Annotated in this window: 20 protein-coding genes; 12 read left to right on the top strand and 8 right to left on the bottom strand. The window is 64.0% G+C overall.

What is annotated here, in order from left to right; genetic code table 11:
* Positions 1-2 precede the first annotated feature (2 nt).
* The 3 genes from H9532_RS00335 to H9532_RS00325 form a co-directional block, all read right to left on the bottom strand.
* Complete coding sequence (locus H9532_RS00335) at positions 3-1,589, bottom strand: SGNH/GDSL hydrolase family protein (RefSeq protein ID WP_296364632.1); 1,587 nt, start codon at positions 1,587-1,589, stop codon at positions 3-5.
* A 185-nt stretch (positions 1,590-1,774) separates the two neighbouring features.
* Positions 1,775-3,004 carry an NAD(P)-binding protein gene (locus H9532_RS00330; protein ID WP_296364630.1) on the bottom strand — a complete coding sequence of 410 codons (1,230 nt, stop codon included), beginning with the start codon at positions 3,002-3,004 and terminating at the stop codon, positions 1,775-1,777.
* The gene (locus tag H9532_RS00325) at positions 2,994-3,413 is read right to left on the bottom strand and encodes a lysozyme inhibitor LprI family protein (RefSeq protein ID WP_296364628.1); all 420 of its coding nucleotides are present in this window, start codon (positions 3,411-3,413) and stop codon (positions 2,994-2,996) included. The genes H9532_RS00330 and H9532_RS00325 overlap by 11 nt, the downstream gene beginning before the upstream one ends.
* Before the next feature lie 83 nt (positions 3,414-3,496).
* Between H9532_RS00325 and H9532_RS00320 the strand changes: the two genes are divergently transcribed.
* From H9532_RS00320 to H9532_RS00300, 5 genes are read left to right on the top strand one after another with little or no spacing between them, the layout of a single operon-like run.
* A complete protein-coding gene (locus H9532_RS00320; protein WP_296364626.1) occupies positions 3,497-4,147 on the top strand; it encodes a methyltransferase domain-containing protein in 651 nt (216 codons plus the stop codon).
* Positions 4,144-4,668: a hypothetical protein gene (locus tag H9532_RS00315; protein ID WP_296364624.1), complete on the top strand. Its 525-nt coding sequence runs from the start codon at positions 4,144-4,146 to the stop codon at positions 4,666-4,668. Before H9532_RS00320 ends, H9532_RS00315 begins: the two co-directional genes overlap by 4 nt.
* Positions 4,669-4,675: 7 nt before the next feature.
* On the top strand, positions 4,676-4,945 hold the full coding sequence (locus H9532_RS00310) for a hypothetical protein (RefSeq protein ID WP_296364622.1): 270 nt from the start codon (positions 4,676-4,678) through the stop codon (positions 4,943-4,945).
* The gene (gene thiD / locus H9532_RS00305) at positions 4,908-5,711 is read left to right on the top strand and encodes a bifunctional hydroxymethylpyrimidine kinase/phosphomethylpyrimidine kinase (protein WP_296364620.1); all 804 of its coding nucleotides are present in this window, start codon (positions 4,908-4,910) and stop codon (positions 5,709-5,711) included. The genes H9532_RS00310 and thiD overlap by 38 nt, the downstream gene beginning before the upstream one ends.
* Positions 5,704-6,096 carry a hypothetical protein gene (locus H9532_RS00300; protein WP_296364619.1) on the top strand — a complete coding sequence of 131 codons (393 nt, stop codon included), beginning with the start codon at positions 5,704-5,706 and terminating at the stop codon, positions 6,094-6,096. Before thiD ends, H9532_RS00300 begins: the two co-directional genes overlap by 8 nt.
* On the opposite strand, the gene H9532_RS00295 is transcribed toward H9532_RS00300, so the two are convergent.
* The 3 genes from H9532_RS00295 to H9532_RS00285 are packed head-to-tail and all read right to left on the bottom strand — an operon-like array spanning position 6,093 to position 7,964.
* The gene (locus tag H9532_RS00295; RefSeq protein ID WP_296364617.1) at positions 6,093-6,308 is read right to left on the bottom strand and encodes a Nif11-like leader peptide family natural product precursor; all 216 of its coding nucleotides are present in this window, start codon (positions 6,306-6,308) and stop codon (positions 6,093-6,095) included. The two genes, H9532_RS00300 and H9532_RS00295, sit on opposite strands and share 4 nt — an antisense overlap.
* A gap of 28 nt (positions 6,309-6,336) precedes the next feature.
* Positions 6,337-7,014, bottom strand: coding sequence for an AhpC/TSA family protein (locus tag H9532_RS00290; RefSeq protein ID WP_296364614.1), 678 nt, complete (start codon positions 7,012-7,014; stop codon positions 6,337-6,339).
* The gene (locus H9532_RS00285; RefSeq protein WP_296364612.1) at positions 7,014-7,964 is read right to left on the bottom strand and encodes a hypothetical protein; all 951 of its coding nucleotides are present in this window, start codon (positions 7,962-7,964) and stop codon (positions 7,014-7,016) included. The genes H9532_RS00290 and H9532_RS00285 overlap by 1 nt, the downstream gene beginning before the upstream one ends.
* Positions 7,965-8,045: 81 nt before the next feature.
* Between H9532_RS00285 and H9532_RS00280 the strand changes: the two genes are divergently transcribed.
* On the top strand, positions 8,046-8,186 hold the full coding sequence (locus H9532_RS00280) for a hypothetical protein (RefSeq protein ID WP_010309998.1): 141 nt from the start codon (positions 8,046-8,048) through the stop codon (positions 8,184-8,186).
* On the top strand, positions 8,183-8,578 hold the full coding sequence (locus H9532_RS00275; RefSeq protein ID WP_296364609.1) for a DUF1499 domain-containing protein: 396 nt from the start codon (positions 8,183-8,185) through the stop codon (positions 8,576-8,578). The genes H9532_RS00280 and H9532_RS00275 overlap by 4 nt, the downstream gene beginning before the upstream one ends.
* Here the strand turns inward: H9532_RS00275 and H9532_RS00270 are convergent.
* Together H9532_RS00270 and H9532_RS00265 are read right to left on the bottom strand one after the other, a co-directional pair.
* Complete coding sequence (locus tag H9532_RS00270) at positions 8,568-9,128, bottom strand: pyridoxamine 5'-phosphate oxidase family protein (protein ID WP_296364608.1); 561 nt, start codon at positions 9,126-9,128, stop codon at positions 8,568-8,570. The two genes, H9532_RS00275 and H9532_RS00270, sit on opposite strands and share 11 nt — an antisense overlap.
* A 6-nt stretch (positions 9,129-9,134) precedes the next feature.
* Positions 9,135-10,811: a thiamine pyrophosphate-binding protein gene (locus H9532_RS00265; protein WP_296364605.1), complete on the bottom strand. Its 1,677-nt coding sequence runs from the start codon at positions 10,809-10,811 to the stop codon at positions 9,135-9,137.
* A 318-nt stretch (positions 10,812-11,129) separates the two neighbouring features.
* Here H9532_RS00265 and H9532_RS00260 point away from each other — a divergent pair, with 318 nt between their 5' ends.
* The 5 genes from H9532_RS00260 to H9532_RS00240 all read left to right on the top strand — a co-directional run bounded on the left by H9532_RS00260 (position 11,130) and on the right by H9532_RS00240 (position 17,167).
* Positions 11,130-12,824 (top strand): amidohydrolase, encoded by a 1,695-nt coding sequence (locus H9532_RS00260; protein ID WP_296364603.1) that lies wholly within the window; start codon positions 11,130-11,132, stop codon positions 12,822-12,824.
* Positions 12,821-13,729 (top strand): GTP-binding protein, encoded by a 909-nt coding sequence (locus tag H9532_RS00255; RefSeq protein ID WP_296364601.1) that lies wholly within the window; start codon positions 12,821-12,823, stop codon positions 13,727-13,729. The genes H9532_RS00260 and H9532_RS00255 overlap by 4 nt, the downstream gene beginning before the upstream one ends.
* Complete coding sequence (locus H9532_RS00250) at positions 13,726-15,258, top strand: MFS transporter (protein ID WP_296364598.1); 1,533 nt, start codon at positions 13,726-13,728, stop codon at positions 15,256-15,258. The genes H9532_RS00255 and H9532_RS00250 overlap by 4 nt, the downstream gene beginning before the upstream one ends.
* Positions 15,255-16,214, top strand: a complete 960-nt coding sequence (locus tag H9532_RS00245; protein ID WP_296364596.1) for a D-2-hydroxyacid dehydrogenase — start codon at positions 15,255-15,257, stop codon at positions 16,212-16,214. The genes H9532_RS00250 and H9532_RS00245 overlap by 4 nt, the downstream gene beginning before the upstream one ends.
* 92 nt (positions 16,215-16,306) lie before the next feature.
* Positions 16,307-17,167 (top strand): hypothetical protein, encoded by an 861-nt coding sequence (locus H9532_RS00240; RefSeq protein ID WP_296364594.1) that lies wholly within the window; start codon positions 16,307-16,309, stop codon positions 17,165-17,167.
* The last annotated feature ends 15 nt before the right edge of the window (positions 17,168-17,182 follow it).

Raw genomic sequence — 17,182 nt, 5'->3', positions numbered from 1 at the left:
CCTCAGCTGATCCAGTCAGTGTTGAAGGTGCTGATGCCATTCAGGCGGATCTGAAGTTCAGCTCTGCCATCGCCGTTGAGGTCGCCTTGAAGCAGGCCGCTGTCAAAGCGCAGTTGGCCAGCGCTGCCATCGAATGAATCGGAGCCGATGTAAGTCCATCCCGCTCCGCTCAGGCTGTTGGATAGGCCGAGCACAGCATTGATGCCTAGACGGTCGCCTTGTTCGGGATTGAAATCAAGGATCCGATCAAGCCCGCCCACTGCCGTGTCGGCCTGAGTGAAGCGAAAGAAGTCTGCCCCGGCGTCGCCCCGGAGACGCTCATCGCCACCTCGTCCTTCGAGGAGATCATCGCCCGGTCCGCCGGAGATCAGTTCCCCCCGGCCACGGCCAATCAGCACGTCATTGCCGCGTCGCCCTTGCAAAACCTGATCACGGCTTTGACCGATGATCAGATCATTCTCGCGTGTGCCATGAATCACGGGAGCTCGACTCTTGATCGTATTGGTGAGCGTGGCTTCAGCTGTGCGGCTCCGAACGCTCTTGAGTGTGAGTTCAATCGCATTGCCCAGCATGTGGTGGCCACTGCTAGTCGGATGCAGGTCATCGAAGTAGAGATAACTCTTTGTGGGTTGGCCTTGATCAATCGAGCTTTGTGCCGCGATCAGGGTGTTCTCGATGCCGTAGTCGGAAAAATCGCCCAGTTTCTTGCCAAACTTGTTGTACTGAGCTTGGTATTCCGGGTTAAAGTTGATGAGATTCGTGTACGGAAAGGCTTTCTGGACGTCGGCCACCATGGCCTCTACATCTGACCGGAATTGATCGATGATGCCGGCATCGATCTGAGCGACCCATTGCTTGAGCCAGTCGGGGGCTGTGGGAGCATTCCCGGCCAGGATCAAGCCCGTGAGGAAAGGCGCCTGGTACTCCACGCCATTCACGTCGCCTGTGATCGGTGCAATGGCGGCCAGAATCGCTTGCCGCGCATCGCCAAAGCGCAGGGTTGTTTCCAAGTCGTTGCGCAATTGGTTAACGACTTGATTCAGGGTTGAATCCAGCGGCTGTTCGGCGCCAGCTGCAAGTAGAAGGTCGTTGCCGCCAGCCCAGACGACGGCGAGTTGATCGCTATCAAGGCGTACTCCCTGCTGACCGAGGGCTGTGTTGATCTGAGTTGCAACCCCAAGGTTGTCCAGTTGCAGCTGCGCCGATAGCGCAGGGTCGCTGACTTGATAAATGGTGGAGGTTCCTGTGGTGGCGCCTCCAATGGCGTAAGACGTGCCGCGGCGCGTTTTGTTGGCTAGATCTGGTGGGCTGACCAGGTTGTTGGCGTACAGGTAATAGGGATCTGCTGGGAGATTGGCTTGATTGGTGAGCCGTCCCGGATGTAGACCAAGTGTTTTGGACAGGCGTGTCTGCCAATTGCTTTGTCCGTTACTGAAGGTAACGCCACTCCAGGATGGTGATGCATCGGGATAGAAGACCTCTCTCTCGGCTTCCGCAGCGCGAGAGCCGTAGTCGCTAAGGCTGTCGCCGAAAACATACAAGCCATCGAAGTGGCGGCGAAGGCTTTTTGCTTGAGAAGATGTCGCCATTATTTGATTCATTCTCTGGGCACCTTAGTCGTGGACCCTGGTGTTGCCTTGGTTGTGATGAATGTTCACCAACGCAGGAGGTCTTTTGGTTGGTTTGTGTGTTGCTCTGCCGCCTGGCCTGCATAGGGGTTTAGTGGTGGTTTCTGGGCGGGATTGGGCTGCTGGCTGGCTCAAGCTCGCTGTTGTCAATTTGGCTGAACGTTGATCCCCGAATGAAGTTGTTCAGCCCCTACCTTCTGCAGCTGCTCCGCCAGCGCCTCGGCGCTGCGCAGAGCGCCTTCCACCCGCCCGAAACCCAGGCCCGCGATCGCATCCCCGCAGAAGCCGATGTGGCTGTCCGGGCAGAGGCTCAGCTTGGGGGGCAGGCCCGGTTCCTTCGGAAAGGCTGCGCCCCAGCGCATCAGCTGACCCTCGCCGCCGGCGGTGCTCAGGTTGAGCGCATCCTGCAGGGCCTGATCCAGGGCTTTGATCACCTGCGCTTCGGCCTGGGGCTGCGGTGCCGCGCCCAGGACCTGGGCCGCTGAAGAGCGCGAGCCATGCACCTGCAGATGTCGCTCGGCGAAGGCGGCGCTGGATTCCACCACAACACCCCAGCGCCCGTCTGCCATCGCCTGCAGCGAGACCCGCCGGATACCCCAGCGCTCCTGTGCGTCCGGGGTGAACTGCAGAAGTGACCAAGGTTGCAGCCTCCAGGCGGCGGCGCTCACCTCGCCGAGGCTGAGCAGCAGGTTGCTGCTCGCGGTTGATTTGATTGCCGCCAGAGCTGCCGAAGCCTGCAGCAGTTGTGGATCGCCCCGCTGATCAGCAGCCCGCTGCAGCGGCACCTCAGACCACCCGAACACGCCTTGGCAGCGGGGATCCGCCAGCAGGGTTCCACTGAGCACCAGCCAGTGGCAATCCAGCAGCGGTTGCCCTTCGCTCCCGTAGAGCCTCCAGCCCTTGCCGTCGGTCAGGGGCTCGAGCTGGCGCACCAGGGTGCCGCTCATCAGCCGCGTTGGTTGGTTCTGTTGCGCCAGAGAGAGCAAGCCGCGGCAGAGGCCATCCATGTGAGGTGACCCTTGCCAAAGCGCGCCGCTGCTGAGCGGGGCCGGCAGCGCTGCCCCTAGCCGCCCATCACCATCAAGGCTGTAGATCGCACCCTTGAAGGGCGCGATCCAGCCGCCCTGGCGTAGCGGTTCAAGCAGTCTGGGCTCGGGGTTGGCGCTGATGTTGAACAGCGGAGCGCCGTGGTTGAGGGCGAAGCTCGGATCCCTGCGGGAACGCCGTGTGGCGGTGCGCCCTCCCGTGCCCCGACCGATCTCCAGCAGCGTGATCGACCCACTCCAGCCCCTGAGGCGCAGGGCGGCTGCCAGGGCGCAGCCCGCGGTGCCGGCCCCGATCACGGCCAGATCCACGGTGGACAGATCAGTTGCCAAGTTTCTCCAGCAACACGTCGGTGAGCTTGATCTCGCAGTTGGCCACGAAGATGCCAAAGCCGGTGCCCTGCAGCGACAGCGAGTTCATGTAGATGCAGGCGGTGTTGCGGGCTGCACGGAAAGCCTCGTATTGCTGCAGCGGATCAGGCGTGGTTTTGAAGACGTTGGTGAGGCTGTCTGTCCAGATGGGTTGAAAGGTTCCACCGGGTGTGGCTGCGGCCTCGCGTGCAACAGCCTGCATCGCCTGCCGGAGCTGTTGGTTTTTGCGCTCGAGGGCTTCGCGCGTGCACGCCGTGAGTTCCACGGTGCTGAAGGCTTGGTTGCAATCAACGGGTTGGGCCTGGGCAGGATGCCCCGGCGCAACAGCGATCAGCGCAGCAGCCGAGATGGCTGAAGAGAGGCCTCGCAAGGCGATGAAGCAGCTGTTAGGCAGTGTGATCGCTCAGATCAGCCTTGCCACCGTTAGCGTCTCGGGCCAGTCGTGCGGTGGTTGTGGCGGTTCAGGTGCTCACGGAGGCGCAGCGCCGCAAATGGGACAGCAGCGATGACCAGCTGTTCTATGCCGAACCCCGGTTCGTGCAGCATCTCGACGATGCCTTTCGCGCCCGGCTCACCCAGCTCTATCGCGACCGCATCCCGGCCCGTGCTGTGGTGCTCGACCTGATGTCGAGCTGGGTGTCGCATCTGCCGGACGACGGGATCTATGAGCGCGTGATCGGCCACGGCCTCAATGAGAAGGAGCTGGCGGCGAACAAGCGGCTCGATAGCTATTGGCTGCAGAACCTCAACCTCAATCAGGAGATTCCGCTCAAGGTCAACAGCGTGGATGCCGTGCTGATCGTGGCGGGTTGGCAATACCTGCAATACCCCGAGGCGGTGGCCGCCGAATTGCTGCGCATCACCCGTCCCGGCGGGCAGGTGATGGTGTCGTTTTCCAATCGGATGTTTTTCACCAAAGCCCCGCAGATCTGGGCGGATGGCAGCGACCGTGATCACCTCACCTATGTGGCCGAGGTGTTGATGGCCCAGGGATGGCTCAAACCCGAGATCGTGGCGGAAGAAACCCGCGCCGCGGGCCTGAAAGGGCTAGTGGGCGGCAAGGGGGATCCGTTCTTTTCCGTGATCGCTACCAAGCCGCAATGAGCGCATCCGCATCGTCAGAGGTGAGCGCCCGTGAGCTGCTGCAACTGGAGCAACAGGCGCGCCGCTCAGGCAGTGGCGTGGAGGCTGATGCGCTGCAGGGTTGCTGGCAGCTTCAGCTGGTGTGGCCCAAGGGGCAGCAGCGCGCCTCAGCTTTCAGTGGTTGGCTGTTGCGTGGGCTGTCCGCTCGGCTGGAGATCGGCACCGATCCAGAGGGCCTGCTGCTCAGCAATGCCGTGAATCTGGGGGCGGTGGAGCTGCGCTTCCGCGGTCGCGGCCGGCTGGAGGGCAAGCGGCCCCTGCTGCTGTTCAGCTTTGAGCAGCTGCAGCTCAGCCTGGGGGGATGGCGCCTTGTGGAGCGCACCTTGCCGGCGCCTGCTCCGCAGCGCATGCCTTTCTTCGCCTTGATCCACCGGGATCCATCGGGTTGGTTGGCGGCGCGGGGGCGTGGCGGTGGCCTTGCCCTATGGCGACTCGCCGATAACGCGTCCGCCGTTGCCAACATGACCGCAACCGCGCCCTGAGCTCGCCATGGCCTGTCCGCGTTGCGGCAGCTGGTCCGTTCGGGCCGATCGCAGCCTGGGGGGGCGCATGGTGTGCGGCCGTTGCGGTACCCCTCTGCAGGGCGTGAAGCAGGGCGGAAAAGGCATCCTGCCGCTCAGGTCTGGGCGGAGGTCTTGGCGTTGGTGGCTCCTGGGCCTGGTGATGGCCGCGGCGGCGCTGGCGGCCCTGGATCCAGGATCACGGTTGCCCTTCACACCCCATGGTTCCAGCGATCGCCCTCTCGATCGGTGGCAGTGATTCCGGCGGTGGTGCCGGCATCCAGGCCGATCTGAAAACCTTTCTGGCCCTGCAGGTGCATGGCTGCTCGGCCATCACCTGCGTCACGGCGCAGAACACCTGCGGTGTGAACCGTGTGGATGCCCTGCCCCCCGAGGGACTGACTGCCCAGATCGAGGCCGTGTTGAGCGATCTGCCGGTGGCGGCGCTGAAAACCGGGATGTTGCTCAACCGAGCACTGATCGAGGCCACCGCTGCCGCGTTGCGCCCATTGGCCATTCCGCGGCTGATTGATCCAGTAATGGTGTCGCGGGCGGGTTCGGTACTGCTAGAAGCCGATGCGATTGAGGCTTACCAGCAGCAGCTCCTGCCGCTGGCGGAGCTGATCACACCCAACATCCACGAAGCGCAGCTGCTGAGCGGGTTGCCGGTGGAAAGCGCGAGCGATGTGGAGCGGGCGGCTGCAGCCCTGCTGGAGCTGGGGCCTCAAGCGGTGCTGATCAAAGGCGGCGGCATCCCGGCATTGCGCGGTAGCGATTACTTGCTGCAGCGCCAGGCATCCGGCCAGTGGTTGCGGCATCAACCGGTGGCAACCACCCACACCCACGGCAGTGGTTGCACCCTGGGGGCGGCGATCACGGCGTTGCGGGCCAAGGGCTTGCCGCTGCTGGAGGCCGTTGAGCAAGCCAAGCGCTTTGTGGAGCGTGGCCTGCGCTTTGGGCTAGCCATTGGGGCTGGCCAGGGTCCACTGTGTCATTGGCATCCGTTGCTTGAGTCCGATGGCTGACGCTCCTTATCTGATTGCGCTGGCCCTGCTGGAGCAGAACGGCGAGCGGGCGATGCCGCTGCAGGGCAAATCGCTGCGAGAACCCCTGGCAGCCGATGCCGATCCTGGTGAAGTGGGGCACCAACAGGCGCTCGAACTCATGCTCCGGGTGTGGCAACGCAGCGACCAAGGAGCCCTCAGCCGAGCTGGCGGCGATCACAGCCTGTTGCTGGTCGCCGTTCCCATTGAAGCTCTGCAGGATGCACTGCCGGCGATGAAGGCCCGTTGGCTGAATACCGGCGACACCAAGGCCTTGCTGCAAGACCTCAAAGGTCAGGCGAGTGGGGGGATCTGGAGCCTCAAGCTGGAGCCGCGTCAGCCCTTGGCGTACGAACGGTTGTATTAGTTGTATTCGCCCGGGATGTCGTTTTTACGAACCGTCACCCGATCGAATTTTTTGCCTGAAGCCCTCAGCAGTTCATCCCCTGAGAACTCAAAGCCAAGCTTCAGTGCGATTTGAGCAACATCGTCGGCTGTAGCTGCAGCGAGCACCTGCCTCTTGAGGCTTTCATCGGCCTGCATCTTGGCCAGGAACGCCTTCAGTTGATCGAGAGACATGGCCCCTGCCGCTGCTGGTGCACCAGTTTCACAGGAAGGGGTCAAGGAAGCTGAGGGGCCGGTTCATCGTGGCGGAGAAACCGAGGATGCCTGGATCACGGTGGCTGTAGAGGAGGCTGTCGTCGGGATCGATCAGGAAGGTGCCGCCGCGTTGGGTGATGAAGTCGTTGCGGGGTACATAGGTGCCCCAGTTGCCCAGCACCTCCGTCATGTTGCGCAGCCGCACGGTGGCGAGTTCAAAGGGCCGTTGGAACCCCTCTCCACCAGCGAAGCGGAACAGCGGGCTGTCGATGCGCTGCGGGGCGTTGCGATCACCGGTGTAGCCGCGCAGCACCTCAGCCAAGGTGCCTGGCGAGCCGATGCCGGCACACATCAACAGCAACCCGGGCCATGGGCCGCCAGGGGTTTTCAGGCCTTCGTAGAGCCCCAGGTCTCGATGGAGCGTGGGCTCGGCATCCACCTCCAAGGCGGTGCGGGGAAACCCGGTGTGGCGGCAGAAGCGTTCGGCTCCGGCGGCGTCGCCAATGGCAATCGCCAGGGTGTGGATGCCAGCCCCTTCCAGCTTCGGCAGCTCTGGTGCCAGGGCCTGGGCGTACTCCATCGAGTCGAAGTCGCCAAGCTGGGTGAGCAGCAGCACCAGCCGGCGCCCGCCTTGCATGCCGGCTGTTGCTTGCAGGCGTTGCAGCAGAGGGGCTGGGGCTTGCATCAGCGCACGTTGAGATCGCGGCGCACATCCTCGAGCGGCCGATCGATCCAGGTCCAGAAGTCCCAATGGATATCTTTGATCGGACCCACCACGTTGGAGCCGCGCTCCAGGGCAGCAGCAAAGGCGGGGGCGCGGAGCTGATCTTTCAGTTTCGGCGCCACACTGCCAGCGAGGGGATCGGCAATGCCCACCTGGAACTGCATCAGCGGTGGGATTGCGATCAGCAAGGCGTGTTCGGGGAAGAGGCCCATGGTGAAGGCCAGCACCTGGAGTTCACCATCGGGGTCAGTGGCATAGCCACCAATCACGTGATGCACGTCATGCAGGGCGACGTAGTCGTAAGGCAGTCCTTTGCGACTACCGGGGTAGGGAAAGCCGTTGTGTTGGTAGTACGTGTTCAGCGCGGCTCCCAAGCTGCCGGGGGATGAGGCGGGCAGGGCTTCGTAGCGGGCCTGATGGGTTGTATCGATGCCGATCCCCAGCATCGGCAGGATGAAGCGACTGAAGCCCTTCACCATCCCGTCGTTGTTGAGGTCGTGGAAGCTGCGCCGGTAGAGATCGCCAAAGGCCTTGAGCACATGGCCGCGGCACACCTGCTCGAGATCCTCCACCACACCGGCTTCAAGTCCCAGGTCATCCGCCAGGCGCCTGAACACGTCGATCTTCTGGGCTTCCAGCTGAGGCTCCAGAAAGGCCAGCAGGGTGAACAGTTGCATCACCTCCTGGCGTTGCCGCTTTTGTGTGATCAGGCCCGACAGTCCCACTGGCAGTTGCGGCACTACATCGGCGGGCCAGGCCGTGCCCACCAGAGCGGGAAAGATCTCCTGCAGCTGCTCGCGCTCCTGCGCGCTGGGGGAGATCTGGCCTTCGGCACTTACCAGGGCCTCGCAGGCCTGGGCTAGTGCCGTGATGGCCGCGGGTTGGAGTGACTCCAGTGCGTGGAAGGCCATCTCGGGAAACGGTGCAGCATCTGGTATCAGGATGGCAACGGTGAGCTGCAATGGCCCACAGTTGTTGCTGGGTTGCGTTGGATGGATCGCCGTCACTGGCTGCTGCTGTTGGCCGCTATCGCCTGTATCGCCGGCCTGCTGCTCTGGATCGGTGAGATCGATCTGGGCATGGAAGACTCGATCACTCCGGCCCCAGCGCCTGCCGCTGCCCCCCAGTCATGACTGCCTTGCTGCTCACGCTCACCCTGGCGCTGTTCCACTGGGTGGGGCCGGTTCCCGCTGATTTAGGTGTGCGTAGCGGTGCGCTTGCGCCCTGCGCGAGCCCTGCGCATTGCGCCCGTGCTGATTGGGCCGTGACTGATCCGCAGGCGGCCCTCAACGCTTTGGTGCCGGTGATTGAAGCCATGCCCCGCACCGAAATCGTGGAGCAAGTTGATGGCTATCTCCATGCCACTGCTACGAGTGCGTTCTTTGGCTTTGTCGATGATTTGGAGTTGTATGCCGACTCGGCGACGGGTGTGCTGCAGGCCCGTTCGGTGTCGCGGCTGGGTGATTCCGACTTGGGTGTGAACGCCAAGCGCTTGGCGGCTCTTCACGATCAACTCAAGGGTTGAGCCGATCCTCCTGCCAGGCCTGATCCGCCCGCCAGCGGCGGCGCTGGTGGGGATGGCCGGTGAGCTCCAGCAGCTCCACCTGCTCGATCGCAATCCGCACCAGCTCAAAGCAGGCCGGCATTGGGCTGCCATCGGCCAACTCGGCTGGAAAGGCGGCATCCCCCTCGAAGGGGGCGCCGGGTTCGGGCCAGCCCCAGAGGGATCGGGCTCCTGGATGGAGTTGTTGCCAATGCTGCTGGCTGGCTTCCTCGATCGCCTGCGGTGGCATCGCCAGGCGCTGGCCCCGCAGGCGGAACTGCGAGCGGGCTTTGGGCAGGAGCCAGCACAGTTCCACCCGTGGTTCGGCCGAGAGCTCCGCGCTTTTGCTGCTGCGGCGATCGGTGAGCAGGTCGAGTTCAGCGGGGCCAGCCCAGCCCCGAAATACCAGTGTGCGAACCCTCGGGGCGCCATCGGCTCCAAGGGTGGCCAGCTGCAGCCAGCGGGCCTGGGGGGAGCGCCCCTCCCGCTGGCGGGCGCCGCGGAGCAACGGCCGCCAGGGGGGGAGGGACATGGATCGTCAGCCGACCGGAGGGGTCTTCAGCAGATAGCCACTGTCGATTGTGCTCTCTGGTAGCGGTTGGCTCTCCTCGTTCGGAATCATCACTTCCACATAGGCCGCGCTGTCGTACGCGTCGATCTGATCGAGCACCAAGTCGAGTTCGGCCACTGTGCTCACCCGGGCGCTGATCCAGTTCTTGCAGCCGAAGGCCTCGGGCAGCAGGTGATAGTTCACCGGGGCGAGGTCGTCATAGCCATGGCCGCGCTCGCTGATCACATCCTCCACGCCGTAGAGGCCGTTGTTGAGCACGAAGATCCGCGGCTTCACGCCGTAGCGGCCCATCACGGCCAGTTCGTTGAGGGTGAGTTGGTGCGCTCCATCGCCGGTCACCATCCAGGTGTGGCCTGAGGTTTTGGCCATCGCCACCCCGAGACAGGCCGGCGTAGCCCAGCCGATGGAGCCCCAGAGGCCCTGGCCTTCGGCGCTCACGCCCTCCGGGAGCAGCACCTTGTTGAGGTGAATCATGCCGGTGCCGGTCTCGATCACAAGCGTGTCGCCGGAGCGCAGCCGTTGCTGCAGGCGTGGGTAAAGGTTGGCGGAACAGGTGGGATCGCCAGGCTCACCCACCAGCGGCATGGTGTCCAGTTTCAGCCCGTGATCAGGGCAGCGGGTGGTGACGCGGCTGCAGAGGGCGTTGAGCACGTCGTCGATCGCCACATTCACGAACACCTTGCCGCCGGCGCGCACGAAGTTGTCCTGAATCGACACCACCTTGGCGGGGTCATAGTTGCCGGTCCATAGGCCGGTGTTGAGTTCGGTGGTGACGATCCCGCCAATGTCGAGCACGAAGTCGGCATGGCCGACTAGATCGCGCACCTCGTTCGACGATGACCAGTCGCCGGCGTACATCCCGGCGTATTGCGGCATCGCTTCGTCGATGGTGCCCTTGTCGTTCGGGGTGATGGCGGTGGGCAGATTGGTTTTGCGAATCAGCTCCAGGGCCTGCTCGCGCACGCCGTAACGACTCACAAGGTGGGTGAGCACCGCCACTGGGCGTTGCGCTGCAGCCAAACGGGTCAGGATCGTGCCCACCGCGGCCTCCAGTTCTTCGGGCACGCTGTGTTGCCGCTTGATCGCCGTGAGCGGTTGTCCGGTCACCGGTGTGCCAAGCACGGGTTGGCCGCCGTTCAGCTCCGAGATCACCAGGTAGGCCGGCATGCTCTGGCGCAGGGCCTCGCGGATCACGCGCTCCAGCTCGTCCACGCAGTTGTCGGGCGTGAGCACGGCAGTCACGCAGGCCGCTTCTGCGGAGAGGGCCTGGAAGCGGTCGTAGACCGCATCGCCCAGGTTGTGGTGGGTGATCAGCCCCAGCTTCTGGATGCGTTCGCCGGGCATGCCCACCAGATGAAACACCGGCAGGCGATGCGCTTTGCTGCCCAGCACGCCGTTGATCGCCGACATCTCACCCACGCCGTAGGTGGTGGAGAGAATCGCCGCACCGCGGATGCGGGCGTAGCCGTCGGCGGCGTAGGCGGCATTCAGTTCATTGGCGCAGGCCACCCACGACAGGCCGGGCACCTGCTCGGCTGCATCGTTAATGGCAAAGGCGTAGTCGCCCGGCACTCCGAAGATGCGGTCGATGCCCAGCTGCGACAGGCGGCTGAGGGCGTATTGAGCAACGGTGGGAGCAGTCATCCGTGGATGCCAGCGAGCAGAACTTCTGCCGTTCTAGAGAGCGCGACTGCAGACCACAGCCAATCGGCAGAGATCGAGATAGGAGCTTCTGTGAAGAGCGCATTCTCGGTAAGACGCTTTACGTCTTTGGCTGACATTTCTGTGCTTTCGCCAACCTGTTCTGTCGCCATGGCGAACAGTTCGCCTGAGTGTTGACTGCTTCGCAGCGCCTGGGGCTTCACTTGCTCCAGTGCGCCAAGGCGTGACGATGACGGGGGATCGCAGATGGATGACAGCGTGGCGGGTCGTCGCTAGCCAAGGGCAGCCCGTCCTGTTCCCATGGATGCTGTCGCTGCTGAGCTGATCCTTTCAGGCGGATCGATTCTCACGATGGAGGGTGTTTGCCCTCGCGCTGAGGCGATCGCCATTGCCGGCGGCCGCATCCTGGCGGTGGGTGCCCGCGCTGCGGTGATGGCCCATGCCGGGCCCGACACCAAGCAGATCGATCTGGCTGGCCGCACCCTGCTGCCGGGCTTCATCGATGCCCATGGCCACTTTGCCAATGCCCTGCAGGTGGTGGGTTGGGCCAACATCCAACGGCTGCCGGCTGGGCCCGTCACCAGCATTGCCGACCTGCAACAGGTGTTGCGCGAGCACGTGGTGAGCCATCCCGTGGCCAAGGGCGAATGGGTGATCGCCTACGGCTACGACCCTGACGGCTTCAGCGACGGCCGCCCGCTCGACAAGGCTGATCTGGACGGGCTGTTTCCGGACAACCCGGTGATGGTGATCCACAACTCCAACCACGGCGCCGTGCTCAACAGCGCGGCCCTGGCCCTGGCGGGTTATGACGCCAGCACCCCCGATCCGGCCGGTGGTGTGATCGTGCGCCGGCCCGGGAGCACCGAGCCGGCGGGTCTGGTGATGGAGACCGCCTTCATCCCGCTGTTTTTGCACATGCCGCAGCCCTCGGAGGACGCGCGGCTGGCGGAGTTTGAGGCGGCCCAGCGGCTGTACACCTCCAAGGGCATCACCACCGTGCAGGACGGTGCCACGGTGGCCGCCGATCTGACGCTGTTTCAACGGGCCGCCCGGGAAGGTCGCCTCTGCGTCGACCTGGTGCTACTGCCGCTGGTGCTCGATGTGCCATCGATGCTGCGCGAGCGGTTCCCTGACTTCCAGGGCCAACCGCTCGAGCTCCCCCAGCCGGCGCGTGAGGCCTTCGGCAGCTATCGCGATCGCCTCAAGCTGCAGGGCATCAAGCTGCTGGTGGATGGCTCACCTCAGGGCAAGACGGCCTTCTGGGGCGAGCCGCTGCTCACCCCTGGTCCTAATGGGGAGGCCAACTGGCGCGGTCAGCCGGTGTGTGCGCCTGAGCAACTGATGGAGGCGGTGGCGCAGCTGAGCGCTCAGGGCATCCAGTTGTTTTCGCACTGCAATGGCGATGCCGCCATCGACCTGATGATCGAGGCCTGCCGCCGGGCTGGACTCAACCCTGAGCAGGACCACCGCACCGTGATCATCCACTCGCAGTTCATGGCGCCCGCTCAGCTCGAGCAGTACGCGGAGCTGGGCTTGCACCCAAGCTTCTTCACGGTGCATGCCTTTTTCTTCGGCGATGTGCACCTGGCCAACCTGGGGCCCGAGCGCGCCGGGCGCATGAGCCCGATGGCCAGCGCCATGGCTTTGGGGCTGCATTGCTCGAACCACAACGACTTTTCAGTGACGCCGATCGAGCCGATGCGCATGTTGGAAACGGCGATGACCCGCCGTACCCGCACGGGTGTGGTGCTGGGGGCATCGGAGCGGGTCAGCGCCGAAGCGGCCCTCCGCGCCCTCACGATCGAGGCCGCCTGGCAGATCCGCGAGGAAAGCAGCAAGGGCAGTCTGGCCACCGGCAAGCGCGCCGATCTCGTCATCCTCGATGCCAATCCCACCGAAACAGCACCCGAACGCCTGAACGACATCGCTGTGGTGGCCACGCTCAAGGACGGGGTGTGCGTCTACGGCTCCCTGGAAGGAGACAACGCATGAATGATGTCTCTGTGAACCAATCACCCCTGGGGCGCCTGCGTGGCGTGCCGGCCACCGTGGTGGGCGGCTACCTGGGCTCAGGTAAAACCACCTTGATCAATGGTTGGCTCCGGGACGGCGCCTGTCAGGGCTGGGCCCTGCTCGTGAACGACCTCGGCAGCATCAACGTGGATGCCGAGCGGCTACGCCAGGGCGATGGACGCGTGGTGGAGCTCGGCGGTGGCTGCGTGTGCTGCACCCTGCGCGATGGTCTGGGGGCGGCGCTGCTGGAGTTGGCCAAGCGTGACCAACCTCCAGCCCACGTGCTGATCGAAGCCAGTGGCATGGCTGTGCCAGAGCGATTGGCCGGCCAGTTGTCGTTGCACGGGCTGGCTCTGGTGCGGGTGCTGTTGGTGGTGGATCTAGAGCGGATCGAGGCCCTCTGGCATGACCGCTGGGTGGGCGAGTTGGTGCAGCAGCAATTCGAGGGCGTTGATCTGCTGCAGTTCAGCAAGCGCGACCTGCTGACTCCGCCTGAAGCCGAGCGCCGTGAGCAGTGGCTGCACCAACAGCTGGACGCGAGCGGGCAGCGGACCTCGCCGCCGTTGCACCGGGAACGGCAACTGGCGCGCAGTGATTCCTGGCTCCAGCTCGAGCCGCTGGAACGCAGCCAGGTGCTCGCCTGGGCTGCCCAGCTGGGCCCAGAGGTGCTGCGTGCCAAAGGTGAGCTCTGGCTCGCGGAAGCTCCGGATGGTCCGGTGTCATTCGATCGCGTCGGCGATCGGGTGAGCCTGGCCGCGGCGCCTAGCCGCCCCTGGAGCGCGCCGCTTCAACGCCGCGGACAGCTGGTGGTGATCAGCCGTGCCAGTGCTCAGGCTCCCCACTGGCCCTCCCTGTTGCCGTCGACCCGTCTCATCCCCGCATGAATGCATCCACTCCCAACCCGCTGGCGGTGCCCTTCCTTGGGGTGCTGGCCAGCCTGCAACTGATCGATCCCACCGTGGCCAACACCGCCCTGGTGAAAGCCGCCGAGGCCCTGCAGATGCATGGCTCCACCATGGCTTTAGCCGCCAGCATCTCCACCTTGGCCCAGGCGGCCACGGTGTTGTTGATGGGGTTTCTGGGTGATCGCTTGGGTCGCCGTGAGGTGCTGATGGCGAGCTTGCTGCTCTCGATCGCGGGCGATGCCATTGCCCTCTCGGCTCCCAGTGCCGAGCTGTTCCTGTTGGGGCGCGCTCTGGTGGGGATTGGTGTGGGAGCGGTGCTGGCCCTCACCTTTGCGTCCGTGCGGTTTGTGAGTCGGCCTGAGCAGCTGGGTCAGGCTTTGGGTGTGTGGAACCTGCTGATCATTGCGGGGTTTATTGGTGGCTCCCTGTTAGGCGGCGTGCTGGCCGACAGCAGTTGGCGTCTGGCCTTGGGCCTGGTGCCAGTGATCGCCCTGCTGTGCCTTCCGCTTGTTCCCGTGTTGTTGCCGGAGATGCCCGCCAACCGTGAGCTGCGCGCCGACTGGCCGGGCCTGATCACCATCGCCGGGGCGATGGTGCTGGTTCTCACCGGCGTGAGCCATGCGGTGAGTGGCTTCACGTCTCCTGAATTCCTGATTCCCACCCTCGCTGGTGTGCTGCTGTTCGGCGTGCATGTGTGGATTGAGCGCAGCCGCCAGGCACCGATCTTTCCGGTGTCGTTGTATGCCCGTGGCTGTTTTGCCGCCGCCATCGTGAGCGGCATCGCCTGGAACTTTGCGCAGGCCGTGGTGCAGTTGCAAACCAGCAATTTCTGGCAGGTGGTGCAGCGCTACAGCACCAGCCAGGTGGCCTTCGCCCAGTTGCCGCTCTTGATCTGCTTTGCCATCGGCGGTGTGGTGGCGGGTCGGTTGATGAGCCCAGGCCGCCGCACCACGCAGCTGATGGCTGGCGGGGTGATCGCTTTGGTTCTCGGCTTGTTCCTGCTCGCTGGTCTGCGGGCCGACAGCGCCTATGCCGCGTTGGTGGTGCCGTTGCTGCTGGTGGGCACCGGGCTCGCGTTCATCTCGGTGCCCCAGTCGGCGTTGTTTGTTCAGGAAGCTCCGCCGCGTTATTTCGGTTCGGTGACGGCCTTTCGCACCACCACCGGTCAGTTGGGCTTTGCCCTGGGCTTTGCAGCCAGCGGCGCCATGGTGAATGGATTCGGCTTTGCCAGCCTGCGCGATCGCTTGCTCAAGCTGGGGGCTTCACCAGCTGAGATCCCCGCCCTGGAGGACAAGGTGCGCGCCCTCTTGAGTAGCGGTGCCCTCGCGCATGGGAACGCCACCACGTCGAAGGCGTTGGAGGTGATTGGCCAGTCATATGCCAGCGGCTTGGCGGGCACCATGATCGTGGTGGGGTTGCTGGTGGCCTTGCTCGGTGCCATCAGTCTGCTGCTGTTGGTGATCGGCCATCAGCAGGGCAATCCCCGGCTTGGTGATGCGCAGCCATGAGCATCGTTGTTCTTGATGGCTACACCACCAATCCGGGTGATCTGAGCTGGGAGCCGTTGTCTCCCCTGGCCCCGTGCACAGTGTGGGATCACACGGCCCCAGCCGACGTGATCACTCGCCTCGCAGATGCCGAGATCGTGCTCACGAACAAAACGCCTCTGGCGGCGGAGACATTGGCGGCTCTGCCGAAGCTCAAATTGATCAGCGTGTTGGCCACAGGCGTCAATGTGGTCGACGTGGCAGCGGCCAAAGCGCAGGGGATCGCCGTGTGCAATGTTCCCGCCTACAGCACTCCAGGAGTGGCGCAGGCCGTCTTTGCCCTGCTGCTGGAGCTCACCAACCGCACCGGCCATCACTCCGACACCGTGCACGCCGGGCGCTGGAGCGCAGGGCCCGATTTCAGCTACTGGGACGGCACCCTGGTGGAATTGGCGGGCCTCACGCTCGGCATCGTGGGCTATGGCGCCATCGGAGCAGCGGTGGCCGCGGTGGGCCGTGCGTTTGGCATGCGCATCCTGGGGAACCGGCGAACGGCCGAGGGGCCGATCCCTGAGGGTGGCGACTTCGTGGACCTCGATCGCCTCTTCCAGGAGAGCGATGTGGTCACGTTGCACTGTCCGCTCACTCCGCAAACCGAAGGGCTGGTGAATGCGGCACGGCTAGCGCAAATGAAGCCCACGGCCTATCTGATCAACACAGCGCGTGGTCCGCTGGTGCAGGAATCCCACCTATGTGATGCCCTTCAGGCGGGCTGTCTGGCTGGTGCGGGCCTCGATGTGCTGAGCGTGGAACCTCCCGCACCGGATCATCCATTGCTCCAGGCCCCGAACTGTGTGATCACCCCCCACATCGCCTGGGCCACCCGGGCCGCTCGCCAGCGGCTGATTCAGCAGTCTGCGGTGAATGTGGCGGCCTTTCTGGCTGGAGCTCCCGTCAACGTTGTGACGCCAGCCTGAAGCGAGTAGCGCTACGTTGCAGCACCTTCAGTTGGCTTGCTGTGGCAGTCGCTCAACGGCTTGGGATAGTCGCCGGTCTGCTCTGCACCGGCATGGGCTTGCTGCCCTCCGCCTGGGCGGAAACGGAATCCCCTGCATCTGAAGCGTCTTCATCGCCGCCCAGCGCGGCAGATGCTGCTTCACAGCAGAGCAACGATGCCAATACGGCGAATAACCCGCTGACCGTGATTCCCGCGGTTGTTCTTCAGAATTACTACCAGCCGGTACTCAGAGGTGCGCCTGGAACTGGTGCTAATCAGCCAATTCTCAGGGCGGTGATGCCACATGAGGCCTTCGGTGGCAGCAACTTGCTGCGTCTTTCATTGCCTGTTGGCTCGGCTGCCTGGGGGAACGGCAACAGCAACGCCGGTCTTGGTGATCTCACCCTGTTCAATGTTCGGATCTTTGATCTGAGTTCCACCGCGGGGATTGGTGTGGGCCCATTGGTTGTGCTGCCCACAGCCACCGATGCAGCCTTGGGCTCACGGCAATGGCAGCTGGGCGCCCAGGCAACCGTGAGCTCTCACTTCAACTGGGGCTTGCTGGCGGCTCTGGTGAGTTATCAGGCCAGTGTGGACGGTGATGCCAACGCGCTCACGATTCAACCCTTTGTGTTTCGCAATCTCGGCAAGGGGTACTACCTGCGCTCCAGCGGAATCATGACGTTCGACACTCGCACGGGTGATGGTGTGGTTCCGATCGGTCTGGGTCTTGGCAAGGTCACCAGGCTTGCTAACGGCAATATCGTCAATGTGTATCTCGAACCTCAGATCTCTGTGGATGCCCGTGGCACGGGGCAGCCGGAGTTCCAGCTGTTCGCTGGCTTCAATATTCAGTTCCCTCCCAAGGCCAAGGCCGTTGCAACGGCTCCTGCAACGTCAGATCCGTCGGCATCGACTCAGCGACCTGACTGACTTTCTCCAAAGGGG

Origin of the sequence: Vulcanococcus sp. Clear-D1 (assembly GCF_014654725.1) — a bacterium.
Classification (GTDB): domain Bacteria; phylum Cyanobacteriota; class Cyanobacteriia; order PCC-6307; family Cyanobiaceae; genus Vulcanococcus.
The sequence above is the reverse complement of the archived record's forward strand: the minus strand, read 5'-3'. Positions and strand labels throughout refer to the sequence as shown.